20 protein-coding genes and 1 pseudogene are annotated in these 25,248 nt (G+C 73.2%); 13 read left to right on the forward strand and 8 right to left on the reverse strand.

Features of this window, described 5'->3' with window-relative positions; genetic code table 11:
- Positions 1-11 precede the first annotated feature (11 nt).
- The gene (locus JJV70_RS21035; protein ID WP_219049609.1) at positions 12-263 is read left to right on the forward strand and encodes a hypothetical protein; all 252 of its coding nucleotides are present in this window, start codon (positions 12-14) and stop codon (positions 261-263) included.
- 10 nt (positions 264-273) lie between these two features.
- The gene (locus JJV70_RS21040) at positions 274-969 is read left to right on the forward strand and encodes a DUF4191 domain-containing protein (RefSeq protein WP_219049610.1); all 696 of its coding nucleotides are present in this window, start codon (positions 274-276) and stop codon (positions 967-969) included.
- A 460-nt stretch (positions 970-1,429) separates the two neighbouring features.
- Here JJV70_RS21040 and JJV70_RS21045 read toward each other — a convergent pair whose 3' ends face one another.
- Entirely contained in the window at positions 1,430-1,897 is a 468-nt protein-coding gene (locus JJV70_RS21045) for an RDD family protein (RefSeq protein WP_219049611.1), read from the reverse strand.
- Positions 1,898-2,234: 337 nt separating this feature from the next.
- Between JJV70_RS21045 and glnA the strand changes: the two genes are divergently transcribed.
- From glnA to JJV70_RS21070, 5 genes are all read left to right on the forward strand, one after another.
- Positions 2,235-3,650, forward strand: coding sequence for a type I glutamate--ammonia ligase (glnA, locus tag JJV70_RS21050; protein WP_219049612.1), 1,416 nt, complete (start codon positions 2,235-2,237; stop codon positions 3,648-3,650).
- 133 nt (positions 3,651-3,783) lie between these two features.
- The gene (locus JJV70_RS21055) at positions 3,784-5,229 is read left to right on the forward strand and encodes a glyceraldehyde-3-phosphate dehydrogenase (RefSeq protein ID WP_219049613.1); all 1,446 of its coding nucleotides are present in this window, start codon (positions 3,784-3,786) and stop codon (positions 5,227-5,229) included.
- 182 nt (positions 5,230-5,411) lie between these two features.
- Complete coding sequence (locus JJV70_RS21060) at positions 5,412-6,299, forward strand: trans-aconitate 2-methyltransferase (RefSeq protein WP_219049614.1); 888 nt, start codon at positions 5,412-5,414, stop codon at positions 6,297-6,299.
- Between the two features lie 72 nt (positions 6,300-6,371).
- Positions 6,372-7,055 carry an adenosylcobinamide amidohydrolase gene (locus tag JJV70_RS21065; RefSeq protein WP_219049615.1) on the forward strand — a complete coding sequence of 228 codons (684 nt, stop codon included), beginning with the start codon at positions 6,372-6,374 and terminating at the stop codon, positions 7,053-7,055.
- 145 nt (positions 7,056-7,200) lie between these two features.
- Positions 7,201-8,079 (forward strand): hypothetical protein, encoded by an 879-nt coding sequence (locus JJV70_RS21070; RefSeq protein ID WP_219049616.1) that lies wholly within the window; start codon positions 7,201-7,203, stop codon positions 8,077-8,079.
- Between the two features lie 186 nt (positions 8,080-8,265).
- On the opposite strand, the gene JJV70_RS21075 is transcribed toward JJV70_RS21070, so the two are convergent.
- A complete protein-coding gene (locus tag JJV70_RS21075) occupies positions 8,266-9,363 on the reverse strand; it encodes a class I SAM-dependent methyltransferase (protein ID WP_219049617.1) in 1,098 nt (365 codons plus the stop codon).
- Positions 9,364-9,526: 163 nt separating this feature from the next.
- On the opposite strand from JJV70_RS21075, the gene JJV70_RS21080 reads away from it, so the two are divergent.
- The 5 genes from JJV70_RS21080 (at position 9,527) to JJV70_RS21100 (ending at position 19,696) form a co-directional block, all read left to right on the forward strand.
- Entirely contained in the window at positions 9,527-16,216 is a 6,690-nt protein-coding gene (locus tag JJV70_RS21080; protein ID WP_219049618.1) for a non-ribosomal peptide synthetase, read from the forward strand.
- A gap of 203 nt (positions 16,217-16,419) precedes the next feature.
- Positions 16,420-17,136, forward strand: coding sequence for a thioesterase II family protein (locus JJV70_RS21085; protein WP_219049619.1), 717 nt, complete (start codon positions 16,420-16,422; stop codon positions 17,134-17,136).
- A 197-nt stretch (positions 17,137-17,333) separates the two neighbouring features.
- Positions 17,334-18,332 carry a sigma-70 family RNA polymerase sigma factor gene (locus tag JJV70_RS21090; protein ID WP_257574321.1) on the forward strand — a complete coding sequence of 333 codons (999 nt, stop codon included), beginning with the start codon at positions 17,334-17,336 and terminating at the stop codon, positions 18,330-18,332.
- A gap of 20 nt (positions 18,333-18,352) precedes the next feature.
- On the forward strand, positions 18,353-18,784 hold the full coding sequence (locus JJV70_RS21095; RefSeq protein WP_308294941.1) for a hypothetical protein: 432 nt from the start codon (positions 18,353-18,355) through the stop codon (positions 18,782-18,784).
- A gap of 156 nt (positions 18,785-18,940) precedes the next feature.
- Complete coding sequence (locus tag JJV70_RS21100; protein ID WP_308294942.1) at positions 18,941-19,696, forward strand: alpha/beta hydrolase; 756 nt, start codon at positions 18,941-18,943, stop codon at positions 19,694-19,696.
- A 62-nt stretch (positions 19,697-19,758) separates the two neighbouring features.
- On the opposite strand, the gene JJV70_RS21105 is transcribed toward JJV70_RS21100, so the two are convergent.
- The 6 genes and pseudogenes from JJV70_RS21105 to tnpA all read right to left on the reverse strand — a co-directional run bounded on the left by JJV70_RS21105 (position 19,759) and on the right by tnpA (position 24,898).
- Positions 19,759-20,586: a CPBP family intramembrane glutamic endopeptidase gene (locus tag JJV70_RS21105; protein WP_219049622.1), complete on the reverse strand. Its 828-nt coding sequence runs from the start codon at positions 20,584-20,586 to the stop codon at positions 19,759-19,761.
- Between the two features lie 119 nt (positions 20,587-20,705).
- Complete coding sequence (locus tag JJV70_RS21110) at positions 20,706-21,167, reverse strand: SPW repeat protein (protein ID WP_219049623.1); 462 nt, start codon at positions 21,165-21,167, stop codon at positions 20,706-20,708.
- Between the two features lie 302 nt (positions 21,168-21,469).
- Positions 21,470-22,516 (reverse strand): putative sulfate exporter family transporter, encoded by a 1,047-nt coding sequence (locus JJV70_RS21115; protein WP_308294943.1) that lies wholly within the window; start codon positions 22,514-22,516, stop codon positions 21,470-21,472.
- A 122-nt stretch (positions 22,517-22,638) separates the two neighbouring features.
- Positions 22,639-23,262, reverse strand: coding sequence for a cysteine dioxygenase family protein (locus JJV70_RS21120; protein WP_219049625.1), 624 nt, complete (start codon positions 23,260-23,262; stop codon positions 22,639-22,641).
- Positions 23,263-23,344: 82 nt separating this feature from the next.
- Complete coding sequence (locus JJV70_RS21125; protein ID WP_219049626.1) at positions 23,345-24,250, reverse strand: LysR family transcriptional regulator; 906 nt, start codon at positions 24,248-24,250, stop codon at positions 23,345-23,347.
- Positions 24,251-24,473: 223 nt separating this feature from the next.
- Positions 24,474-24,898, reverse strand: a pseudogene (gene tnpA, locus JJV70_RS21130) (IS200/IS605 family transposase).
- A gap of 25 nt (positions 24,899-24,923) precedes the next feature.
- On the opposite strand from tnpA, the gene JJV70_RS21135 reads away from it, so the two are divergent.
- Positions 24,924-25,248: helix-turn-helix domain-containing protein (locus tag JJV70_RS21135; RefSeq protein ID WP_219049627.1), on the forward strand; the 325-nt coding region annotated here is incomplete at its 3' end.

The raw sequence follows: 25,248 nt of genomic DNA on the forward strand, positions 1-25,248 counted from the left end.
AGGTTCCCGCCATGGTCATCCAGGCTGCCGCGCCCACGCTGTCCGCGCACCAGCTCGACGCCGTCACGGTGACGGCGGACCGCCCCACCTTCTCCGACGCCCTGCGCGCCCTGGAGACGGTGCTGCTGCGCGGCTCCGGGCACCGCACGGCCCGTCGCAACGCCTGGACCGCCGTGCTGGAGGACCGCCGTCGGGCCCAGGACCGGCGGGAGGCCGCGCACGTGCTGGAGGCCGCGGCGGAAGGCTCCTCCCCGGCCACGTAAACTTCCTTCCATGGCGAGGAAGGAAAAATCCGAGAACCCAGGGCGTCTCAAGCAGATCGCCCTGACCTACAAGATGACCAGGCGGGCGGACCGCTGGATCGGGCTCATCCTGCTCGGCGTGGGGCTGGTCACCTTCGGCGTCGTCCTCGGGATCGGCTTCCTCATCGGGCACCCGGTCTACCTCGGCATCCTGGGCTTCCTGCTGGCCTTCCTCGCCGTCGCGATCATCTTCGGCCGCCGGGCCGAGCGTGCGGCGTTCGGGCAGATGGAAGGCCAGCCGGGCGCGGCCGCCGCGGTGCTGGACAACATGGGACGTGGCTGGGTGGTGACGCCGGCCGTGGCCATCAACCGCAGCCAGGACGTCGTCCACCGCGCCGTGGGCCGTGCCGGTGTGGTGCTGGTCGGCGAGGGCAACCCGAACCGGCTGCGCGGCCTGATGGGCTCGGAGCGCAAGAAGATGTCCCGCCTGCTCGGCGATGTCCCGGTGCACCAGGTGGTCGTCGGCAACGGCGAGGGCGAGGTGCCGATCAAGCGGCTGCGCCAGACGCTGGTCAAGAAGCCGCGCGTCCTGGCCGGGCACCAGGTCACCGAGGTCAACGACCGCCTGCGCGCGGTGGGCGACCTGATGAGCAACATGCCCATCCCGAAGGGCCCCATGCCGAAGGGGATGCGCATGCCCAAGGGTCCCAGCGGCGGCCGCCGCTGACCGGGCTTCTCGTTACTCGAACTCGTGGCCAGTGCTCCACCCTTCAGGGTGGAGGTGCAGGGCATCCTTGCGTCGGCGGCCCGGAGGGGCGCAGCGCCACTGCTAAGGTCGCCTGGTCCGACAACAGAGTTGTCGGACCTACCGCCGGACGGGCGGGAGGTAAAGCCTGTGGAGACCTGGTAAGGCCGCTCCTCACCGAGCGGCACGGGTCCGTGAAGCAGGAACCCGCGGTGGCACCGCGTAGCGGTGCGGACCGGAATCGTCGCCCCTTCAGGGCGACGAGGACGTCAAGAAACGCCAGCGTGCTCCCACGCTGGTGTTTCGCTTGCCCCAGGTACCAGCGCGGGGGCGAAGCCCATGCGGACGCGAACCGGGCACAGCGCACCGGGCGGGAGCCAGCACCGCTGCCCACAGCGCGCTCCCGGGGACGTACCCCGGACGATCGGGCCGATCCCGAATTTCAGAAGCGCACCTGCACCGCGCCCGCGAGCCGATCGTGCAGCCCGCGCGAGTCCCGGTCCCACACCAGTGCCGGGATGACCAGCAGCAGCAGGACCGTGCGCAGCAGGACGCGCGGCACCGAGAGCCTGCCGCCGTTCACGGAGACGACCCGCAGCCCCACGATGCGCTTGCCCGGCGTACACCCCACTGTGCTGAGGGTGAGGAACGACATGACGCCGAACACCACCAGCGCCCAGTTCCCCGCGTCGCGCGAGCCCTCGCTCGCGAGCAGGCCGTAGGCGATCAGCAGGCACAGCAGCCAGTCGATGAAGATCGCCGCGAAGCGTCGGCCCACCGGCGCGATCGACCCCGAGCCCTCTCGCGGAAGGCCGAGCCGCTCACCGCGGTAGCCGAAGTCGATCCCCATGTCCTCGGCCGCGGCACGCGGTCCCGAGAGCCATGATCCGATGGCCTGCCTTTTGTCCACCCGAACACGGTAACCCGGCCGCGCCATCCCCTGTCCGGCGGCCACCCGGGCTGACCGGACCACCCGTGCCACCGGGCCGACCGGCCGCGTCACCCCGGCCACCACCCCACCCACCTCACCTGAACGTATGCAACCGGGCCTGCCCGCGCCTGCGCCACTCCATCTGACCGCGCGGTAACCGGCGCCGGGCGGTTCGTCCGGTTAACATCGGCGAAACAATCGGGTCATGCTGGAGAAATCCCGCCTGCCTAGGGTCGAGGAACAGCGGACCACCGCACTTGGGCTGCGACCTTAAGCTGCAATCCCGTCCCGTCGCGGCGGGACTAGGAGGATTTGGATGTTCCAGAACGCCGACGACGCCAAGAAGTACATCGCGGACAACGACGTCAAATTCATCGACGTCCGGTTCTGCGACCTTCCCGGGATCATGCAGCACTTCACGGTTCCGGCCCCGACGTTCGACCCGGCCGAGAACCTGATGTTCGACGGCTCGTCGATCCGCGGCTTCCAGGCCATCCACGAGTCGGACATGGCGCTGGTGGCCGACCTGTCCACGGCCCGCCTGGACCCGTTCCGCAAGGACGCGACCCTCAACGTCAACTTCTTCATCCACGACCCGATCACCGGTGAGCAGTACAGCCGTGACCCGCGCAACGTGGCGAAGAAGGCCGAGGCATACCTCGCCTCCTCCGGCATCGCCGACACCGCGTTCTTCGGCCCGGAGGCCGAGTTCTACGTGTTCGACGACGTCCGTTTCGAGACCAAGGCGAACGCGGGCTACTACCACATCGACTCCGAGGCCGGGGCCTGGAACACCGGCGCGATCGAGGACGGCGGCAACCGCGGCTACAAGGTCCGCTACAAGGGCGGCTACTTCCCGGCCCCGCCGGTTGACCACTTCGCCGACCTGCGCGCGGAGATCTCCCTGGAGCTGATGAAGGCCGGTCTGGAGGTCGAGCGCCAGCACCACGAGGTGGGCACCGCGGGCCAGGCGGAGATCAACTACAAGTTCAACACCCTGCTGGCCGCCGCCGACGACCTGATGCTGTTCAAGTACCTGGTCAAGAACGTCGCCTGGCGCAACGGCAAGACCGCGACCTTCATGCCCAAGCCGATCTTCGGCGACAACGGCTCCGGCATGCACGTCCACCAGTCCCTGTGGAACGGCGGCGAGCCGCTGTTCTACGACGAGCAGGGCTACGCGGGCCTGTCGGACACCGCCCGCTACTACATCGGCGGCATCCTCAAGCACGCCCCCTCGCTGCTGGCCTTCACCAACCCGACGGTGAACTCCTATCACCGCCTGGTCCCCGGCTTCGAGGCCCCGGTCAACCTGGTGTACTCGCAGCGCAACCGCTCCGCCGCGATGCGCATCCCGATCACCGGCTCGAACCCGAAGGCCAAGCGCGTCGAGTTCCGCGCCCCGGACCCGTCCTCCAACCCCTACCTGGCCTTCTCCGCCCTCCTCATGGCTGGCCTGGACGGCGTCAAGAACAAGATCGAGCCCGCCGAGCCGATCGACAAGGACCTCTACGAGCTCGCCCCCGAGGAGCACGCGGGCGTCCCGCAGGTCCCGACCTCCCTCCCCGCCGTCCTGGACGCCCTGGAAGAGGACAACGAGTACCTGCAGGCAGGCGGCGTCTTCACCGCTGACCTGATCGAGACCTGGATCGACTACAAGCGCACCAACGAGATCGCCCCGATGCAGCTCCGCCCCCACCCCCACGAGTTCGAGCTGTACTTCGACATCTAAACCGATTGGCTCTCGGTTGGCCCGGACCCCTCGCCCTGTGGCGGGGGGTTCGTCGTTTCGGCGGACCCGTGTCGGGGGCGTAAACGGGGGGCGGTAGCATCATCTGAGCGCTGCCTAGCTCGAAAGATGAACTGTGACTGTCAACGACGACGCGTTCACCAACTGGAAATGCCGCGAGGAGATCGCGGAGTCAATGATCCCGATCATCGGGAAGCTGCACCGTGAGCGGGACGTGACGGTTCTGCTGCACAGCCGCTCCCTGGTGAACAAGTCGGTGGTCAGCATCCTGAAGACCCACCGCTTCGCCCGGCAGATAGCCGGGGAGGAACTGTCCGTCACGGAGACGATGCCGTTCCTCCAGGCCCTCACCGCCCTCGATCTCGGCCCGTCCCAGATCGACATCGGCATGCTCGCCGCGACGTACAAGACCGACGACCGCGGGCTGTCGGTGGCGGAGTTCACCGCGGAGGCCGTCGCCGGGGCGACCGGGGCCAACAAGATCGACCGTCGCGAGCCGCGGGACGTCGTGCTCTACGGGTTCGGCCGCATCGGGCGGCTGCTCGCCCGGCTGCTGATCGAGAAGGCCGGGTCCGGCAACGGGCTGCGGCTGCGGGCGATCGTCGTGCGCAAGGGCAAGGGGCCCGACCTCGTCAAGCGCGCCTCGCTGCTGCGCCGTGACTCCATCCACGGCCAGTTCCAGGGCACCATCACCGTGGACGAGGCAAACAGCAAGATCATTGCCAACGGCAACGAGATCAAGGTCATCTACTCCGATGACCCGACGGCGGTGGACTACACGGCGTACGGCGTCAAGGACGCCATCCTCATCGACAACACCGGCCGGTGGCGCGACCGCGAGGGGCTCTCGAAGCACCTGCGGCCCGGCATCGACAAGGTGGTGCTGACGGCTCCGGGCAAGGGCGACGTGCCCAACATCGTCCACGGCGTCAACCACGACACCATCAAGCCGGACGAGCGGATCATCTCGTGTGCGTCCTGCACCACCAACGCGATCGTTCCGCCGCTGAAGGCCATGGCCGACGAGTACGGCGTCGTGCGCGGCCACGTCGAGACCGTCCACTCGTTCACCAACGACCAGAACCTCCTGGACAACTACCACGGCTCCGACCGCCGGGGCCGCTCGGCGGCGCTGAACATGGTCATCACCGAGACCGGGGCCGCCTCAGCCGTCGCGAAGGCGCTGCCCGACCTGAAGGCGAAGATCACCGGCAGCTCGGTGCGGGTGCCGGTGCCGGACGTCTCGATCGCCATCCTCAACCTCCAGCTCGGACGCGGGGCCGAGCGCCAGGAGGTGCTGGACTACCTGCGCAACGTCTCGCTGATGTCTCCGCTCAAGCGGCAGATCGACTTCATCAGCGCCCCGGACGCGGTCTCCAGTGACTTCATCGGCTCGCGCCACGCCTCGATCGTGGATGCCGGTGCCACCAAGGTGGACGGTGACAACGCGATCCTCTACCTCTGGTACGACAACGAGTTCGGCTACTCCTGCCAGGTCGTGCGCGTCGTCCAGCACGTCTCCGGCGCCGAGTACCCGACGTACCCGGCCCCGGTGGCCTGACCCGCCGGACCGCTCCGGTCGTCACTCCGGTCGCCATGAGGGCCGCCACCTCCATACGGGTGGCGGCCCTCCGTGCGTCCTGGCCACGGTTTTGCGGGAACGGCAAGGCTGCTTGCCGGGGCCGTGGTGGGGCGCGCAGGCTCGGGGCGTCCGCAGGGCGTTCCCACGATGAGGAGCTTGGCATGGCGTCGCATCACCACCAGCACGACGGTGCTCACCACCCGTACACGGATAGCGAGTGGGAGGCCCTGGCCGAGCAGTTGGAGCAGGAGGCGGAGCTGTACGCGGGATGCTTCCGGGAGGCGGGCCAGTGGCTGCGGGAGCTGCGGGGGAGCGCGGCAGGGCGGGTGGTGGACGTCGGGAGCGGCCCCGGGGTCGTCGCCTGCGAGCTGGCGCGGGCGTTCCCGGACGCCGAGGTCGTCGCCGTGGACCAGGCGGAGGGGCTGCTGGAGCGGGCGCGTGGGCGGGCGCGGAAGCTGGGCTTCGGGGACCGGGTACGCACGCGGCGGGCCGAGCTGCCGGAGCAGTTCCGTCAGCTGCCGCAGGCCGACGTGGTGTGGTCCCGCCACGCCGTGCACCACCTGGGCGACCAGCAGGCGGCTCTGGACGCGCTGGCGGCGACGGTGCGGCCGGGTGGCCTGCTGGCCGTCGTCGAGCGGGGGCTGCCCGCGCGGTACCTGCCGCGCGACATCGGGCTGGGACGCCCCGGCTTGCAGGCGCGGCTGGACGCGGCCGCCGAGGACGGGTTCAGCGCGATGCGCGCGGAGCTGCCCGGCACGGTGTCCACGGTGGAGGACTGGCCCGGGATGCTGACGCGCGCCGGGCTCACGCACGCCGGAACGCGCAGCTTCCTCACCGAGTACCCGGCGCCGCTGGAGGAGCGGGTGCGCGCGTACCTGCACATGCGCCTGACCCGCACGGTGGAACAGTCCGGTGAGTGGCTTGACGCTGAGGACCGGGCCACCATCGAGCGCCTGCTGGACCAAAGCGATCCGGCCGGTCTGCCGCACCGCCCCGACGCGTTCCTCCTCACCGCCACCACCGTCCACGCCGCCCGCGCGGCGGGGTAGGGCCGGTCCACCCGGCAAAGGAGCGGCGGCGTACGATCGGCCGGTTCCCGCCTGTTCGAGGAGTTGCGTCCGGTGACCGCTGTCCTCCCGCCGCCGCGTGCGGCTTCCGGCCTGCTGTCCGTGCGGCGCGTGCCCCGGGTGGAGGACGGTGAGCGGCTGGACGCTCTGCTGTGGGAGGCCGGGCCGGGCTGGCGGATGATCAGCAGCGCTGTTCTGGGCGGCGGGCTCGGGGAGCGTGCCTGGGTCCTCAATGCGCAGGTCTCGCACGGTTACCGGCGTACCGATCCGGCCCGGCACCTGGCCGCGCTCGCGCACGGGGCGGGTGCCACGGGGCAGGGGGTGGGACTGATGACGGCGGCCGCGGTGTCCGCCTACGCGTGGGCGGGGGACGGCGGGACGGAGGCGGTCGCGACGGCGGGGGTGGACGTGCGCGGGTGGGCTGCCTCCCCGGTGCCGGGCAGCGCGGAACCGGCCGGTCCTGGCACGATCAACATCGTCGTCGCCGTGCCGGTGGCGCTGACGGACGCCGCGCTGGTCAACGCCGTCGCCACGGCGACCGAGGCCAAGGTGCAGGCCCTCCTCGACGCCGGGTACGACTGCTCGGGCACCCCCACCGACGCGGTGTGTGTCGCCGCGCGGACGCCGCTGCCCGGCGGTGAGGTGCACGCGTTCGCCGGTCCCCGCGCGCTGTGGGGCGCGCGGCTGGCGCGCGCCGTGCACCGGGCCGTGCACGCGGCCGTGCCCGCCTGCCCCTGACGCCGCCAAAGCCCCTGCGGCGCCCTACCCGAGCAGGGCGCCGAGCGATGGTTTTCAGCCAAGCGCGAAGGGGGCCGCATACCGGTGGATGGCACGGGCACACGGCTCCGCGTCAGAGAGGTTGACGGAAAGGGTGGGGTTCGCGGTGTTCGTGCGCAACAGGGTGGGCAGAACGGCGGCGCTCGCGGTGGCCGGGGTGGTGGCGTGTGTGCCGCTGGCCGCGTGCGGGAGCGACGACGGGGCCGAGGGCGGCGACGGCAAGCAGTCGAGCGAGCCGGCGGGTGGGCAGCAGGCCGGTGGCGACACCGAAGCGGTGCGCGCCGCCTACGACACGACGTCGAAGGAGGAGTCGGCCACTTTCACGCTGAAGTCGGTCACCGAGGCCGGGTCGGAGAAGGTGGAGGCCAGCGGCGAGGGAATGCTCGACTTCGCCAGCGGCGAGAGCGAGATGACGATCACCGCGGAGGGGACGGAGATCGAGCAGCGCGTGGTGGACGGCGTGCTGTACCAGAAGCTGCCGCAGGACCAGACGCCCGCGTCGGGCAAGCCGTGGGTGAAGATCGACCTGGCGGAGCTGGCGCAGACGCAGGGTGTGAACGGCGGCTCGCAGCCCAACAACCCGGCGGCGACGGCGGAGTTCGCCAAGGCGATTTCCGAGGAGGACGTCAAGGAGCTGGGCAGCGAGGAGATCGAGGGCGTCAACACCACGCACTACCGGGTGGAGATCGACGTCGCGGAGCTCGAACAGGGCGAGCAGCTGCGGAAGACGCTTGGCGAGGCGATTCCGATGGAGCTGTGGCTGGATGAGGACGGCTTGATCCGGCGCCAGCAGCTGGAGCTGACGGTGCGGCCTCCGGAGGGCGCCTCCCAGAGTGCCTCCGCCGCGCCCGACCAGGCCACGGTCCGCACGGTGATGACCTTCAGCGACTTCGGCACGGACATCTCCGTGGAGGCGCCGCCCGAGGGAGAGACCACCGACATGACCGAAGAGGCCGGGCAGCAGGGACAGCCGGAGCAGCAGTAGGGGACAGCCGCAGGACAGTACCGGAGCGAGCTGCCGCTCCTGCGTGCCGGCCACACGGCTGGAGCGCGCCTGCTGCCCCGCGCTGATGTCTGCGACAGCGGTTCCGCAGCGGTGCCGTGGCGGCCTTCGACGAGCTCGTCACGGCGCCGCGTGCGGCGCTGCCCGGGGTGGCGTGCGCGGTGTCTGCTACTTCGTGGCCACGATGAGGGGGGACGCGGCGAGGACGTCGAGGGTTTCGACCGTGCGGAAACCGGCGGCGGTGAGCCAGGCGCGGTAGGTGCTGAGCGGGAAGACGTCGCCGTGCTCGGAGAACAGCAGCAGGTCGGTGGCGGCGAACACCAGGGGGAGGTCCGGGGCGGTGCGGGCCTCGTTGGGCAGCCAGTCGCCGATCAGCAGCGTGCCGCCCTCGCGCAGCGCGGCGTACGCCTTCTCCAGCAACCTCGGACCCCACCGTGGCCCCTCGGTGTGGACGATGTACCCGAGGGTCACCAGGTCGTAGCCGGTACCGAACTCGACGTCGCGGAGGTTGCCGCAGCGGTGCTCGTAGCGGTCGGCGACGCCGAAGCGTGCGGCGTGGGCGCGGGTGACCTCGGTGACCTCCGCGTGGTCCACCGTCGTCACCCGGGCCTCGGGCTGGTCCAGGGCGAAGGCCAGCGACCACGCTCCGGACCCGGCGGCGACGTCGAGGATGCGGCGGATGCCCGCGCGGGTGGGTTCCGGCAGGGCGGCGACGGCGGCGCGCGCGGCGCCGAAGCTCATCGGGAACCAGGCGGAGACCAGGGCGGGGAAGTTGGCCTTCCCGTCCTGCTCCTCCTCCCAGCGCGCGGTGGGCTCGCCGGTGCGTACGACGTCCGTGAGGCGCGGCCACCGCGACCACAGGGTGCGCGTCTCGTGGCACAGGTCGCCCAGGTAGGAGGGCGAGTCGCGGACGAGGAAGCGGCGGGCGGCCGGGGTGAGGGTGTAACGGGGCTGCGTGATAGGGGTGTTGGTGCCTTCCCCGGCAGAGTCTGGCGGGGTCGCCGGGTCGAGGTAGCCGAGCGCGATGAGGGCGTCCAGCAGGCGGCGTACGCCGCGCGGGTGCGCGCCCGCCGCGGTGGCGACAGCCTCGGCCGTGCGGGCACCGGCCGCGAGATGGGAGAAGAGGTCGAGTTCGACGGCGGTGACCAGCACTTGCGTCGCGCGCGGAGCCCACAGGTCGTCGATGATCTGCTCCGGGGTGACGAAACCGCCGCCGGACGCCTCGCCGCCCTGGCTGCCGCTGCCGTCGTCGATCGCCTCGCTCACCACATCCGACTCCTTTCGACTTTGCTCACTTAACGCGCTTATCTTGCCTGACGATTACTGTTGATGATCGGATCGTTACGATACTGGTCGGCCGGTCGAACGCGGGGTGGGCGCGAGCGCGTTGCCGGGCCGGATGCCTGAGTCGTTGAGATGGGGATGAGACATGACCGCCAGGAGCCCGCACACCACCGGTCCCAGCGCGCTGAGCCTGCTGGACATCCTGCGTGACCGGGTGGAGGGGGACCCGGACTCCGTCGCCTTCACCTTCCCGCGCTTCGACGAGCGCACCGGGCTGGAGCTGCCCGCCACGCACCTGACGCGCGGGCAGCTCGACGCGCGCGCCCGTGCCGTCGCCGCGACCTTGCAGGCGCACGGCGCGGGCAAGGGCCGCGTCCTGCTGCTGCTCCCGCCCGGACCGGATGTCGTCGCCGCGCTGTTCGGCGGCTTCTACGCGGGCTGCTGCGTGGTCACCTGCGCGCCGCCGCAGGGCGAGGCCACGCGGGAGGAAAGGTATCTGCAGATCGGCGCGGACGCCGACGTGGCGGCCGTCGTCGTCCACAGCGCGCGGCGCGCCGAGTTGCAGGCGGCCTGGTCGGCGTCCACCGCGCCGGACGTGCCGTGGCTGGAGATCGACGGCAGCGGCGGGGCGGCGCCCCAGGACTGGATACCGCCCGTCGTCAGCGGCCGCGACCTGGCGCTCCTCCAGTACACCTCGGGCTCCACCGGCCTCCCCAAGGGGGTGATGGTCTCCCAGGACAACCTGCTCGAACAGCTCCGCGTCTTTAGGGACCAGGCCGAACTCCCCGACGGCGCGGACGTGGTGACGTGGATGCCGGTCTACCACGCGCTCGGCATCGCGGGCACGGTCACCCTGTCGCAGTTCGTCGGCGGCCGCTGCACCGTGCTGACGCCGGACGACTTCATCGCCGAACCGTTCCGCTGGCTCAAGGCCGTCTCCGACGCCACCGCGCCCGTCTTCAGCTGCGGCCCGAACTTCGCCTACGACCGCTGTGTCGAACGCGTCACGCCCGAGCAGCGCGCCCAGCTCGACCTCAGCCGCTGGCACTCCGCGTTCAATGCCGCCGAGCGCATCCAGCTCCGCACCATCGAGGCGTTCACCGAGACGTTCGCGCCGCACGGCTTCCGGCGCGAGGCGTGGTTCCCCGGCTACGGGCTCACCGAGGTCACGCTCGGCATCTGCGGACGCCGTGGCCCGAGGCCCCTGGCGCTCACGCTGGACGCGGCGGCGCTGGAAGCCGGACACGCGCGGTCTGCCGACGCGGCAAGCAGGGCGGACGCCGCCGGTGACGCGGCGCCTGTGGCCGACGTCGCCGCGCACCAGACCGACACCGCGCACCAGACCGACACCGCGAACCCGGCCGCCGCCGCGCACCAAGCCGTCGCCGCGACCCCCGCCGACACCGCGAACCCGGCGGACGGTGCCGCGCGCACCGCCGACGCCACCGCGCACCCGGCCGCCGCCGCGCGCACGGCCCACCTCGTCGGCTGCGGTGTGCCGCACCCGCGCGTGCGGCTGCGCATCGTGGACCCGGCCGCGTACACCGAGTGCGCCGAGGGCGAGGTCGGCGAGATCTGGGTGGCGGGCGCGGTCGTCAACCAGGGCTACTTCCGCCGCCCCGAGCAGACCGCCGAGACCTTCGACGGCCGCCTCGCTGACGGCGACGGCCCCTACCTGCGCACCGGTGACCTCGCGTTCCGGCACGGGGACGAGATCGTGGTGTGCGGGCGGCTCAAGGAGCTGATCATCATCCGGGGCCGCAACATCCACCCGCAGGACGTGGAAGCCGCCGCCCGCCGCGCCCACCCGGCGCTCGCGACGGCACCGGCCGCCGCGTTCTCGGTGGACGCCGACGAGGGTGAACGGCTCGTGCTGGTGCAGTCCGTCACCGACCCGGCCGGCCCGGAACTCGACCTGCCCGCGCTGGCCGCCGCCGCCCGGAGCGCGGTCGCCGCCGACCAGGCGGTCGAGCCGCACGCCGTCGTGCTCGTCACGCCGGACCAGATCCCGATGACCGGCAGCGGCAAGATCCGCCGCACCACCTGCCGCCAGAGCTACCTGGACGACGCGCTCAAGACCCTGCACGTGAGCGAGGCCCCCGCACCCGCCACCACGGGCGGCCCCGGCCCCGAGGCCGCCGGTCCCGCCGGACAGCCCACCACCGAACCCGCCGCCCCGGCCACCCCGTTGCGGTCCATGACGCTCGCGCTGCCCGCCGAGCTGCGGCCCCAGGTGCTGGCCGCCGAGATCCGGCGCCGTATCGCCGCCGGGCTCGGCGTGGAGCCGGAGGCCGTGGCCCCGGACCAGCCGCTCGTGCGGCTCGGCCTGGAGTCGCTGCGCACCGTCGAGCTGCGCCAGGCGCTGGCCCGCGACTTCCACGTCACCCTGCCGCTCGCCGAGTTCCTGCGCGGCACGGTCGAGGAGCTGGCGGCCCGTATCGACGCCGGGCTGCGCACCGACGCCCCCGGCGATCCCGGTGCCGACGCCGCCCCCCGCGACGCCACCGGTCCGCAGCTCACCCCCGACCCCGGCGCCCGGCACGAGCCGTTCCCGCTCACCGAGATCCAGCACGCCTACCTCGTCGGCCGGGGCAGCGGCTACGACCTCGGCTCCACCTCCATCCACCTCTACACCGAGTACGACACCCCCGCGCTGGACCTGCCCCGGCTGCGCGAGGCGCTGAACGCCCTGGTCCGGCGGCACGAGATGCTGCGGGCCGAGGTGCGCTCGGACGGCACGCAGCGCATCCTGCCCGCGTCCGAGACGGGTGAGGTACCCGTCACCGAGTACGACCTGCGCGGCACCGACGCCGACCGGCGCGCAACCCACCTGCGGGAGCTGCGCGCCGAGCTGAGCCACCAGGTCATGCCGCTGGACGCCTGGCCCCTGTTCGATGTCCGCGTCACCTGGACCGGTGGCCCGGGGGCCGAGGACACCCGGGCCCGGGTGCACATCGGCATCGACCTGCTCGTCGCCGACGTCGCCAGCGTCCGCCTGTTCTTCCTCGAACTCGGCGACCTCTACACCGACCCGGGCGCCGACCTCCCCCCGCTCACCGTCTCCTTCCGCGACTACGTGCTCGCGGCCCGGCACCTGCGCGACTCCGATGCCTACACCCGCGACCTGGCCTACTGGCGCGAGCGCGCCGAGACGCTGCCGCCCAACCCACGGCTGCCGCTGCGCGTCCACGGTGAAGTGGCCTCCGACGGCCCCGTCCGCCGCACCCGGCGCGCGGCCCGGCTGGACGCCGCCGCCTGGTCCCGGGTCCGCGAGCGCGCCGCCGCCCGGGGCCTCACCCCGTCAGCCGTGCAGCTCGCCGCCTACGCCACCGTGCTCGGCACCTGGTCCCGTGACGGCCACTTCACCGTGGACGTGCCGCTGTTCAACCGGCACCCGCTGCACCCCGACATCGACCGGATCATCGGCGACTTCACCACCGTCACCCTGCTGGAGATCGACCTGCGTCCCGGCGGCGGATTCACCGCGCTGGCCGAACGCGTCCAGCGGCAGCTGTGGCAGGACCTGGAACACCGGCTGGTCAGCGGCGTCGAGGTGATGCGCGAGATCACCCGCGAACGCGGGCTGCCTGCCACCGACTTCGCCTCCGTCGTCTTCGCCAGCGCCCGCGAGCAGGGCCGCGACCAGGAGTTCGCGCACGGCGAGCTGGGCGCGCGCTGGCTGGGGGAGACGGTGTACGCGGTCTCGCAGACGCCGCAGGTGCTGCTCGACCACCAGGTCTACGAGGACCGGGGTGCGCTGTCCTTCAACTGGGACGCGGCCGAGGCGGTGTTCCAGCCGGGCGCGCTGGACGCCATGTTCGACGCCTACACCCGGCTGCTGCACGCTCTCGCCGCCGAGGACGAGGGTGCCTGGGACGCGCACGGCGCCACCACCACCATGCCGGACGCGGACCGGGCGCTCATCGCCGCCGCCAACGACACCGGCGGCCCGCTGCCCGAGGGCCTGCTGTGCACCGGCTTCCTCCAGCAGGCCGCCGCCCACCCCGGGCGCACGGCGGTCGTCGCGGCCGGGCGCACCCTGACCTACGGCGAGCTGCACCGGCACGCCTGCCGCCTCGGGCACCGGCTGCGGGCGGCGGGCGCGGCCCCCGGGCGGCTGGTCGGCATCGCGCTGGGCAAGAGCGTGGAGCAGGTGGTCGCGGTGCTGGCCGTGCATCTCGCGGGCGCCGCGTACCTCCCCGTCGATCCGGGGCTGCCGCCCGCCCGGCAGGACTGGCTGCTGGAGCACTCCGGCGCGACGCTGCTGCTGACACCGGGCGAGCCCGCCGGGCGGACGTGGCCCACGGGCGTCACCACGCTGCCCGTCACGCTGGACGCCGATGATGCCCCGGAGCCGGGGGCGCCCGGGGAACAGGCGGAGCCGCTGGAGCCTGTGCAGGCGCCGGACGACCTCGCCTACGTGCTCTACACCTCCGGCTCGACGGGCACCCCCAAGGGCGTCGCCGTCTCGCACCGGGCGGCGCTGAACACCGTCGCCGACTTCGCCGACCGGTGCGGGCTGGGGCCCCGGGACACGGTGCTCGGGGTCTCCGCGCTCGGCTTCGACCTCTCCGTCGCCGACCTGTTCGGCCTGCTCGGCGCGGGCGGCACCGTCGTGCTCCCGGAACCGGACGCCACCGGTGACCCGGGTCGCTGGCTGGATCTGATGGCCGAACACCGCGTCACCGTGTGGGACTCCGTACCGGCGCTGCTCCAGATGCTCGTAGACGACGCTAGTCACAGCACCGCCAGTCCCAGCACCTCCACTCACGGCATCGTGCGGCAGCCTGACGAGCACTCCGGCACCGCGCCGCGGCCTCACCCCGCGTTCGCGCACCTGCGGGCGGTGTGGCTGTCCGGTGACTGGGTGCCTGTGGACCTGCCCGGACGGCTGCGCGCGCTCGCGCCTGGGGCCCGGGTCACGGCGGCCGGTGGTGCCACGGAGGCCGCGATCTGGTCCGTCGCCCACGAGGTGGTGCCCGAGGACGCCGGGCGGGACTCCATCCCGTACGGCACGGCGATGCGCAACCAGACCATCGACGTGCGCAACGACCGGCTGGAGCCGTGCCCCGTCGGCGTCACCGGCGAGATCTGCATCGGCGGTACCGGACTGGCCGACGGCTACTGGCGTGACCCCGAGCGCACCGCCGCCGCCTTCGTCACCGACCCGGCCACCGGGGACCGGCTCTACCGCACCGGCGATCTCGGCCGCTGGCTGCCGCACGGCGAGATCGAGATCCTGGGACGCGAGGACCAGCAGGTCAAGATCCGTGGGCATCGCATCGAGCTGGGCGAGATCGAGGCGGTGCTGCTGCGCCAGCCGGAGGTGAGCGCCGCTGCGGTGACCGTCATCGGCGGGAACGGCACCCCGCGCCGCCTGGCCGCCGTCGTCGTCCCCTCGCACGCGCCGCAGGCCCACGCCGCCGCCGAGGACGCCGCCGTCCACGCGGGCGCCGGTACCGGCGCTGACGTGGCCGGGAGCGCCGGGGGAGCCGGGAGCACCGAGGGAGCCGGGAGCGCCGACGCCGCCTACCGCGAGCCCTTCGGTGACGTCATCGCCGACCCGATGGAGCGCCTTGCCTTCAAAGCCCGCCGCCTGGGCCTGCGCACCGATCTGCCCGGCCCCGCGCACGCCCTGCCCGGCGCCCGGCCCACCGCCGCCCCGGCCCGGGCCAGCCACCGCGCGTACGCCCCCGAGCCCGTCTCCCTTGACGCGCTCGCCCGCCTGCTGGAACCCCTGCGCGCCTACGAGGGCGGCGCGCTGCCCAAGCACCGGTACGCCTCCGCGGGCGGCCTCTACCCGGTGCGGACCTACCTCTACCTCGCCCCCGGCCGCGTCACCGGGCTGGACGGCGGCGTCTACTACCACGACCCGCGTGCACACCGGCTGGTCCGCGTCACCCCGGGCGCGGCACTCGACGCGGAGGTGCACGTCCCGGACAACCGGGAGCTGTTCCGAGAGGCCGCGTTCTCCGTCCTCTTCGTGGCGCGGCGCAGCGCCGTCGATCCCCTCTACGGCACCCGCGCCCGCGACTTCTGCCTGCTGGAGACGGGCCAGATGGCGCAGTTGCTGGAGGAGGCCGCCCCCGGCAGCGGGCTCGGCCTTTGCCAGGTCGGCGTGCTGCACGCCACCGAGGGGCTGCGCCGCGCGCTGGCCCTCGGTGCCGACGACGAGCTGCTGCACGGCCTGCTGGGCGGCGGACTCCTGCCCCCGGGCGCGTCCGCTGAGGCCCAGCCCGCTGGGACCGGGCGTCAGCAGCCGCTTGAGGTACTGCTGCGGGAGCGGCTCGCGGCGGTGCTGCCCACACCGCTCGTCCCGGCCGCGTTCACCGAAGTGCCCCGGCTGCCGCTCACCCCGCGCGGCAAGCTGGACCGGGCCGCGCTGCACCGGCTGGCGGCGGACGCGGCGACCCCGCGCACTCCGGCGGCCGGTGCCTCCGCCGGCGCCCGGCCCCCCGAGGCCCCGCCCGCCGACGGCGCGGGCTCCGACGCCGAGCGCGCGATCCTCGGTGTCCTGCGCACCGAGCTGCGCCTGGACACCGTCACCGTGCACGATGACCTGCTGGACCTGGGCGTGGACTCGGTGGTCATGGTCCGCCTGCACCGGGCCATCCAGACGGCGCTGGGACGCACCTTCCCGTTGGCCACGATGTTCGAGCGGACCACCGTGCACCAGCTGGCCAGCCACCTCGCGGAGTCCGACGCGGCCCCGTCACCGTCCGCGCCGGACGCGCCCGACACCTCCGGCGCGCCCGCCACACCGCCCGCGTCCGCCACCCCTCCGCCCGCCCGCACCCGAGCCGAACGCCGCCGCGCCGCCCGGCGCCAGGTCTAGTGCCGCGTCAGCCAAGGTTCGCCCCGTCGCGCCTCCCCCAGCCTGGCGGCTGGGCGGTGCCCCCAGGCACGGCGCCTCGCGGCGTTGCCGAATCGACCGAGTAGGCCCACTACGAGGTCGATCCGGCGCCTTGCGACGCACCGCACCGGACGCCGCTCCTTGACGGGCAAACCCTGACTGACACGGCACTAGCGAGGACCGCCATGACCCACCCCACCCCGGCACTCCGCCTGTTCTGCCTGCCCTACGCGGGCGGTGCGGGCCGCATCTACGCCGACTGGCGGCAGGCGCTCCCGGCCACCGTCGAAGTCTGCCCCGTCGAACTCCCCGGCCGTGGCACACGGTTCACCGAGCCGGTGCACACGGCACTGGAACCGCTGATCGACGACGTCGCCGCCACCGTCACCGCCGGGCTCGACCACCCCGGCCAGCCGTACGCGCTGTATGGGCACAGCTTCGGCGCGGTCGTGGCGTTCGAGACCGCGCGGCGCCTGCACGCCCGGGGCCGCCCGCCCGCCCGGCTCGCGGTCGCGGCCTTCCGCTCCCCGGGCATGCCGCCCGCCGCGTCCCCCCTGTCCGAGCTGCCCGACGCCGAGTTCCGCCGCTTCCTCGGCGACCTCGGCGGCACCCCGCGCGTCCTGCTGGAGGACGAGGCGTTCATGGAGCTGATGCTCCCCGTCATCCGCGCGGACTTCCACCTCGCCGAGACCTACGGCAACCGGCCGGACGCCCGCGTCGGCTGCCCGCTCGTCATCTTCGGCAGCGCGGACGACCAGCGCTTCACCCTGCCCGAGGTGCGCGGCTGGACGCACCACACCACCGCGTCCGCCACCTTCCACCAACTCCCCGGCGACCACTTCTTCCTCCACAGCCACCGCGACCTGCTCCTGAAACACCTGGCCACGGAGCTGACCAGCTGACCCGCCCCAGGCTGCCCCTGCCCTCGCCCCCGGGCGGGGAGGGGCAGCCTGGCCACCCGCCACCGCCGCTGGCCGCCCGGAGCGCTGGGATCTCAGCAGGTCACAGCCGGTCCCGGCGGCTCGGGAAGCCGTTGTCAGTGGGGTCTGCGAGGATGACGAACAGCTGGAGAGCTTGGGCGAGGAGAGGGCGCGACGCGATGGCGGAGAAGGCGGCGAACCTGGTCAGCGAGGATTTCCCACGGCTGGCCGACCCGTTCCGGCGCGAGCTGCTGGCGCACTGCTACCGCATGCTGGGCTCGGTGCACGACGCCGAGGATCTGGTGCAGGAAACCTACCTGCGGGCCTGGCGGGCATTCGACTCGTTCGAGGGCCGTTCCTCCATCCGCACCTGGCTGCACCGCATCGCCACGAACACCTGCCTGGACGCGCTGGCCAGCCGCAGCAGGCGGCCCCTGCCCACGGGGCTGGGCGCGCCGAGCGCGGAGCCGCGTGAGGAGCTGGTGGAGCAGCGCGAGGTGCCCTGGCTGGAGCCGGTGCCGGACGCTCTGGTCGGGGCGGACGGGGCGGACCCGGCCGCCGTCGTCACCGGGCGGGAGAGTATCCGGCTCGCCTTCATCGCCGCCTTGCAGCATCTGCCGCCCAGACAGCGCGCGGTCCTGCTGCTGCGGGACGTGCTGAGGTGGCGCGCCGCCGAGGTCGCCGAGCTGCTGGACACCACGGTGGCGTCGGTCAACAGCGCGCTCCAGCGGGCCCGTGGCCACCTCAGGCATGCCGCCCTGGTCGAGGACACCGTCGTCGAGCCCACGGGGAAGGAACAGCGCGAACTGCTCGACCGGTACGTCGCCGCCTTCGAGACGAAGGACGTGGCGGAGATCGTCAAGCTGTTCAGCCAGGAGGCCATCTGGGAGATGCCGCCGTTCACCGGCTGGTACCAGGGCCCCGCCGCCATCGGCGAGCTGATCGACACCCGCTGCCCCGGTGGGCCAGGCGACATGCTGCTGGTGCCCACGGCGATGAACGGCCAGCCCGCCTTCGGCCTCTACATGCGCGGGGAGGACGGCGCGTACTGGCCGTTCCATCTCCAGGTGCTCACGCTCACCGGCGCCGGTGTCGCGCACGTGGCCGCGTTCTTCGAACCGAAACTGTTCGCCACCGCCGGGCTGCCGGAGTTCCTGCCCGCCCGCCCGGCGGACTGATACCCGGGAGGTCCGACGTCGTGGACGCCACCCTGCTGCGCCTCGTCGGGGCGGCGACGGCCGCCTACGGGCTGCTGGTCAGCGCCCGCCCCCGGCTGCTCGCCCGCCCCTCCGGGCTGGTGGACGCCACCGGCCACACCGCTCCCGCGACGGCGATCGCGCTCGGCCCGCTCGCCTGGCGGGACGCGGCCAGCGGGCTGGCGATGCTGACCGCGCCGAACGACACCGCGCTGCGCACCGCCACCGCCGTGCGCATAGCCGCCGACTTCGGTGACGCCGTGCTGCTGGGGCGCACGCTGCCCGGCCGTACCCGGCGCTGGGGCGCGGTGGCTGTCTCCGTCGGCTGGGGCTCGCTGTCGGTCGCCGGGCTGCTGCGCACCCCGCCCCGGCGCTCCGGGGCGGGGTGCGGTGCGCGGCGTAGGGGGGTGGGGCGCTGTGCGGGGAATCGCTGAGCGGCGCGGCTGAGTGGCAGGCGGGCGGGTCGCCGGACGCTGGGCAGGGCGGGCGTTCCCGGCAGAAGACGGGGTAGGTGGCAATCCGGAGCGGCCGTGGGGCCGAATCGCCAGAGAGACCCCGCACCTGCGGGGATGATCCGGAGGCAACCACCCGTGGAACACTCCCGCTACGCGCTGTACTCGTCCCCCTCCGAGCCCGGTGCTCTGGTGCTGCTCCTGCACGGCGGCCGGTCTCAGGCGCTGGAGGCCCCGCCCAGGCCGAACCTGCCCGGCCTGCGGATGCGTCCCTTCGCCCGTGCGCTGGCCCGCTCCTGCGCCGGGCTGCGGCCCGTGGTGGCGCAGGTCCGCTACCGGCACCGGGGCTGGAACGGCGAGCGGGCCGACGCCGCGCGGGACGCCGAGGCCGCGCTCGCCGAGCTGGTGCGGCGGCTGGGTCCGGTGCCCGTGGTGCTCGTCGGCCACTCCATGGGCGCCCGCGCGGCCCTGCGCGTCGGGGACCACCCTCAGGTACGCGGCGTCGTCGGGCTGGCACCGTGGTGCCCGGCGGGGGAGCCCGTCGCGCACCTGACGGGGCGGCGGCTGGTGCTGCTGCACGACGAGAGCGACCGCATGACCGATCCGCGCGGTACCTGGTCCCTCGTCGCCCGGGCCCGCCTGGCCGGGGCGTCCGCGTGCGGCGTCGTCCTCGGGGGCAGCGACCACGCGATGCTGCGCCGCGCGGGTCTGTGGCACCGGCTGGCCGCCACCGTGGCGCGCGGCCTGTTCGACCCCGGCACGCTGCCGCCCGCCGTCGCCACCGCGCTGGCGGCCACCGGGCAGGACGCGCCCGGCCTGCTCACCCCCGCCCACGTTCTGGACGCCGGTGCCACCACGCCGCGACCGGAGGACACCTCGCGCCGCGTCCGCTGAGGCGGCCCGGCGTGCGGGTCGCCGTCGCGCGGGAGCTGGCAGGCGTTCCGCATGGTCAGGCGCTAGCTGTAGTGATCCGGAGCGTGGTGCGCGCGGGCGGCTGATCGGCGGGTGGCCGCGCGGTTGACCAGGTGGGCGGCGAGGAAACCGAGCGAGTTCAGCGCCGTGTGGGCCAGCGCCGGGGCCAGCAGGCTGCCACTGCGCCGCCGCAGCAGGCCGAACCCGACACCCGCGACCGTGGTGACGGCGACGTTGCCCGCCACCGTGGCGAGCCGTCCGGGACCGGAACGCGGGTCGTCGCCGGTGCCCGTGGCGCGCCGGGTGGTGGTGGCGTGCCCGGAGTCGGTGGCGGGACGGGGGACGCCGCCCGCGTTCAAGCCCGCCGCGCTCGCGCGAGCCAGCGCCGGATTCGCCTCCGCCAGCGCTACGGACGGCATCACGTGCCACAGCCCGAACAGGGTGGCGGCCATCGCGTCCGCCCGCCGTCGGCCGTAACGGGGTGCGAGCAGGGTGGGCAGCACGCCCCGGAAGGCCCACTCCTCCAGCAACACCGTGCCCAGCGGCACGTCCACGAGCGCCTGCCGCAGCACACCGGGGAGCGTGGGCTCCGCCCGGCGGTCGGCGAACAGGCGGCGCGTTCGGGGGAGCGCGGCGCCCACCGCGTAGACGCAGGCCACCGCCACGCCCGACACCGCGCCGTACCGCACGCCACGCCGCGCCTGCGGTACGCCCAACCCCACCTGCGCCCGCGTCAACCCCGCCCGCCGGGCCACCCCGGCCAGCGCCACGGTGGCCACCACCGACACCGCGATCCCCGGCGCTGGCCCCACTCGCGGCTTCACCACCTGCGCGGCTCCCAGGACCGCCACCGCCACCCGCACGCCTGCCATGCGGTGACCCTCTCACGTCCGCACCCGCCCGATCCCGCGCACCCGGCGCCGCTCCCCACGGGCTGGTGCGGGGAGCGGCGTCGGTGTGAGGGATTCGCCTCCTTAATCCGTGCCGTGACTCATGTGGCTCGCTTGACGCGCATCGCCGCCACCGCGCACGCGATGCCCAGGCAGAAGGCGAGCACGCCGAGAATGATGTTGTTCCAGATGACGCCCGCGTCGGGGCTGGTACCGACGATCCACGGCGAGATGAACAGCCACACGCCGATGGCGCTGATGGCCCAGCTCATCCCGTACATCCGCTCGGGAGCCATCGTGAAGCCCAGAGCCATCAGGCCCAGGGCCACACCGATAATCAGGTTGTGGGTGGCCAGCGCGGCCTGGTTGCCGGAGAAGTTCACCACCCACGGGGAGACGGCGCAGTACAGACCGAGCAGGAACACCGGCCCGTCGACAAACGCCACGTCCTTGCCGCCGAGCATGCGCTCGTAACGCTCCCGCATCTCGGAGACATCGGGGTGACCTGCCAGATCTTCCCTGCGGTGGGAGACGCCTTCTCTACGGTGTGAGACGTCGGCCATGCGACTCGCCCCCTTAGGACTCGGCTACAGCAGGCCTGATCGCCACTTTCATTGTGCGCCTGTATGCCCCAAAGCGACAGATAAAGAGCATAACGTCTCGTACCCGTCCAGTAGGCAGGGAGAAGTTACTTGCCCTGGCCAGCCCCTGGCGGGCCGATAAGACTGCTTGCGGTGGCATAGAGCCACACCGGCCCGTCACCGCGCAGAGGGGGTCTTCGCCGCCCACGGTGCGCCCCGGCCAAGTGCACCGAGCGGACGGTCCGGGAGGCTCTTCACGCGGCGAGCTGGCGCGGGCGCTGGCGTCACGCCGTCAGCAGGACGCCCGCGTACGCGCCGCCCGCGATGACGGCCCAGGCGGCGGCGCCGAGGGCGGCGAGGCGCCAGCCGGTGCGGGCGAGCGAGGGCAGGTGGACGCCGGTGCCGAGCCCGAACAGGGCCGCCGCCAGCAGCACTTCGCGCAACCCGGCGGCGGTTTCCAGCAGCCCTGGGGGCAGCAGACCGGTACTGCGGACGGCGGCCAGGGCGAGGAACCCGGCCACGAACAGCGGCACCAGCGGCGGACGCCGGCCCGTGGTGCCGTGGGTGTCGTCGCCCGCACCGTGCTCCCGCCGCCGCCAAGCCGACACGCCCACCGCCGCCACCATCGCGGCCAGCGGCGCCAGCAGCACCACCCGCATCAGTTTCACCAGCACGGCGTCGGCCAGCGCCGCGTCACCGGCGGTCTGCGCGGTGGCCACCACCTGGCCGACGTCGTGGACGCTCGCGCCCACCCAGCGGCCGAACGCGGCGTCCGTCAGCCCCAGTGGCCCGTGCAGCAGCGGCAGGACGGCGATCGCGAGCGTGCCGCACAGCGTCACCAGCGCGACGGAGGCGGCCACGTCCCGCTCGGCACTGCGCCGCCCCTCGCTGACCGCCGCGATGGCCGAGGCCCCGCAGACCGCGTAGCCGGTGGCGACGAGCAGCGGCTGGTCACCGGGCAGGCCGAGCCGCCGGCCCAGCCACAGGGTGCCGCCGAACGTCGCGGCCACGACCGCGAGGACCATCGTCACCGTCGCCCAGCCGAGCCCGAGCACCGCGCCCAGGCTGAGTTCGAGCCCGAGCAGCACCACCCCGGCGCGCAGCAGCCGCCGCCCGGCCAGCGTCAGCCCGGCACGCCCCCGGGACCGCGCGAACCCCCGCGACCACGGCAGGTGCGCGGCGCCGACGCCCAGCACGAGCGCCGCCGTCAGCACCGGCACGGCCGGGAGCAGCAGGTGCACCCCCCACGCCGCGACGACCCCGCCCGCGACGAGCCCGAGCCCCGGCAGCGGCCCCGCCCCGCCGCGCCGCCCCCCGGGACGCGGGCGCACGCGGCCTCCCGCTGCCCGCCCGGACTCCGCACCTGGGGCTACCGGCTGCTGGGCCGGGGAACGCCGGGCCACCGGTCGCCGCTCGCCTGTTCCGTCACCGGGGCGGGAACCGAGGACCGCCATCAGGCGTCGGCCGGGACGTCGTAGACGCGCCGCACGCTGGAGCCGAGCCGGGAGACGTCCGCGCCGTAGACGTGCAGGGATATCGCCCGCCGCGTACCGCCGTTGCGCACGCGGTGGATGTCGCCGGGCGGGGCGAAGCCGCACACCGCGCCGGGGGCGTTCACCACGTCCTCGGTGGCCACCAGCCGGGCGCGCCGCCCGGGTGCGGCGGCGGGCAGCAGCCGGTAGCGCCGCTCGTGCTCCTCGCCGGTGTGGACGCCGGTGACGCACCACGCGACGTGGTCGTGCACGGGCGTGCACTGGCCGGGCAGCCACACCAGCGCGACGAGGGAGAAGCTGCCGTCGTCCTCGGCGTGCAGCAGATGCTGGCGGTAGTGGTCGGGGTCGCCCTGGCACTGCGCGGACGTCAGCAGGTCCGCCGCGCCCAGCTGGGGCGTCAGCTTCTTCCCGACGAGGCGGGCGGTGACGTCCGGCGGCAGGCCGAGGGCCACGACCGCGCGGATTTCCTCGACCAGCGTGGCGAGCCGCCCGGTGACCCGGGGCACGCGAGCCGTGCCGGAACCGGGGCCAAAAGCCGTGCCGGTACGGGTGTGGGCGGTGGTGGAGCCGGGGGAAGGGGGCATGCGGGCAGCGTCACCGCGCCGCGTCCCGCACGTCCAACGAGGGTTTCTTCACCCATCCCAAACCCCGCTGATGGCCGCGCGGTCAGCAGCCGACGCGGTTCTCCGCCACCGTCCGCAGCTCCCGCAGCACCAGTGCCGTCGCCGGAGTCTCCAGGTGCTCGCGCAGCACGTAGGCGGAGATGTGACGGCGCGAGGCGGGGTCCAGCGCGCGGCCCACCACCTTGCGGTGCACCAGGAAGGACAGCACGAGCCCCGGCATCATCGCGATGCCGAGACCCTCGGCCACCAGGCTCTGCACCACCAGGTTGTCGTCCGTGGCGAACGCGATGTCCGGGGCGAAGCCCAGCTCGGCGCACTCGTGCAGGAAGTTGGCGCGGCAGCGCAGGCATCCGGCGATCCACCGGGCGTCGGACAGCTCCGCCAGGCGCACGGCGCGGCGCCTGGCCATCGGATGCTCAGCGGGCAGCAGGACCGTCAACTGGTCCTCCAGCAAGGGGGTCTCCACCAGCTCCGGCGGCACCTGTTCGCGCAGCCCCGGGTAGGTGAACGCGAGGGAGATGTCGGCCTCGCCGCGCACCACGCGGTGCAGCGAGTCGGGCGGTTCGCTCTCCTGCAACTCCACGCGTACCCCCGCGTGCCCGCTCGCCAGCCGGGCCAGTGTCTCCGGCACCAGCGTCGCGCTCGCGCTCGGGAACGCGCAGACCCGTACGCGGCCGGTCCGCAGGCGGCGCAGCGCGGTGAGCTGCTGCTGCGCGACGGTCATGCTGTCCAGGATCGACCCGGCGTGCCGGGCCAGCGCCTCGCCCGCCTCCGTCAGCCGCATACGGCGTCCGGCGCGCACGAACAGCGGCGCGCCCACGCCGCGCTCCAGCGCCCTGATCTGCTGGGTGATCGCGGGCTGGGTGTAGCCCAGCGCCCGGGCCGCCGCCGTGTAGGAGCCGGTTCGGACGACCTCGTGGAACGTCCGGAGGTGCCGCGATTCGAACATGGGCGAACGATAAGCGGAACTTGGGTGCACCGAACCGGCGGAATCCGGCCAACGGACGGACTGCGCCAGGAGCGAAACCGCCCTCCGTTCCTCACCTGTGGCCGAGCGCGGCTACCGGGTCTATTCGCAGTGCACCGGGCTTCAGCCCGGTGGTGAAGCGAATCTGAGAACTGCTTTGACCTCGGCTGTGTGCACCGATCCGGGCTGTTCACCTCAGCCCAGGTCAAAGCGGCCGGTGTTGCTGCTCGATGTACTGCTTCACGGTGCTGAGTGGTGCGCCGCCGGCGGACCCGGCGAAGTATGAGCCGGACCAGAGTCGTTGTGCCCGCCAGTAGTGGCGGGCGAGGTCGGGGAACTCTTGGCGCAGCCGCCGGGAAGAGACGCCCTTGAGGCTGTTGACCAGCCTGGACACGGCCACCTTCGGCGGGAAGTTCACGAGTAGATGGACGTGGCTGTTTCCACCGTTGAACTCGACCAGCTCGGCCTCGAAGTCCTCGCACACGGCCCGCATGATCTCCTCGCACCGCNGCACCGCGTCAGGTGCCGGTCGGCGAAGACCTTGTGCCGGTACTTCGTCACAAAAACCAAATGGACATGCATGCGGAAGACACAGTGACGACCAGTGCGAATGTTGTCATCGATAACCATAAACCAACTGTGTATCCTGATCCGCGTGCAGCTTCGGTACAGCTTCCGCCTGTACCCGAACGCCGGTCAACGCACGGCGCTGGCCAGGGCGTTCGGGTGCGCACGGGTGGTTTACAACGACGCCCTCCACGCCCGGGAGACCGCCCGCAGCGAAGGCAGGCCATTCCCGAAGACCGGCGACCTGTCGAAGCGGCTCATCACCGAGGCGAAGAACACCCCCGAGCGGGCATGGCTCGGCGAGGTGTCAGCCGTCGTGCTGCAGCAGTCGCTGCGCGATGTGGATGCGGCGTACCGGAACTTCTTCGACGGGCTGAAGGGCAAGCGCCCCCGCATGGGCGCACCCCGGTACA

Origin of the sequence: Streptomyces sp. JJ66, assembly GCF_019303495.1 — a bacterium.
In the GTDB taxonomy this organism is placed as follows: Bacteria; Actinomycetota; Actinomycetes; order Streptomycetales; family Streptomycetaceae; genus Streptomyces.

Coding starts and splice junctions, on each gene's coding strand:
- JJV70_RS21105 (WP_219049622.1), bottom strand. CDS start 20,586: ATGGCAGGCGTGCGGGTGGCGGTGGCGGTCCTGGGAGCCGCGCAGGTG.
- JJV70_RS21090 (WP_257574321.1), top strand. CDS start 17,334: ATGGCGGAGAAGGCGGCGAACCTGGTCAGCGAGGATTTCCCACGGCTG.
- JJV70_RS21060 (WP_219049614.1), top strand. CDS start 5,412: ATGGCGTCGCATCACCACCAGCACGACGGTGCTCACCACCCGTACACG.
- JJV70_RS21125 (WP_219049626.1), bottom strand. CDS start 24,250: ATGTTCGAATCGCGGCACCTCCGGACGTTCCACGAGGTCGTCCGAACC.
- JJV70_RS21035 (WP_219049609.1), top strand. CDS start 12: ATGGTCATCCAGGCTGCCGCGCCCACGCTGTCCGCGCACCAGCTCGAC.
- JJV70_RS21040 (WP_219049610.1), top strand. CDS start 274: ATGGCGAGGAAGGAAAAATCCGAGAACCCAGGGCGTCTCAAGCAGATC.
- glnA (WP_219049612.1), top strand. CDS start 2,235: ATGTTCCAGAACGCCGACGACGCCAAGAAGTACATCGCGGACAACGAC.
- JJV70_RS21110 (WP_219049623.1), bottom strand. CDS start 21,167: ATGGCCGACGTCTCACACCGTAGAGAAGGCGTCTCCCACCGCAGGGAA.
- JJV70_RS21085 (WP_219049619.1), top strand. CDS start 16,420: ATGACCCACCCCACCCCGGCACTCCGCCTGTTCTGCCTGCCCTACGCG.
- JJV70_RS21080 (WP_219049618.1), top strand. CDS start 9,527: ATGACCGCCAGGAGCCCGCACACCACCGGTCCCAGCGCGCTGAGCCTG.
- JJV70_RS21120 (WP_219049625.1), bottom strand. CDS start 23,262: ATGCCCCCTTCCCCCGGCTCCACCACCGCCCACACCCGTACCGGCACG.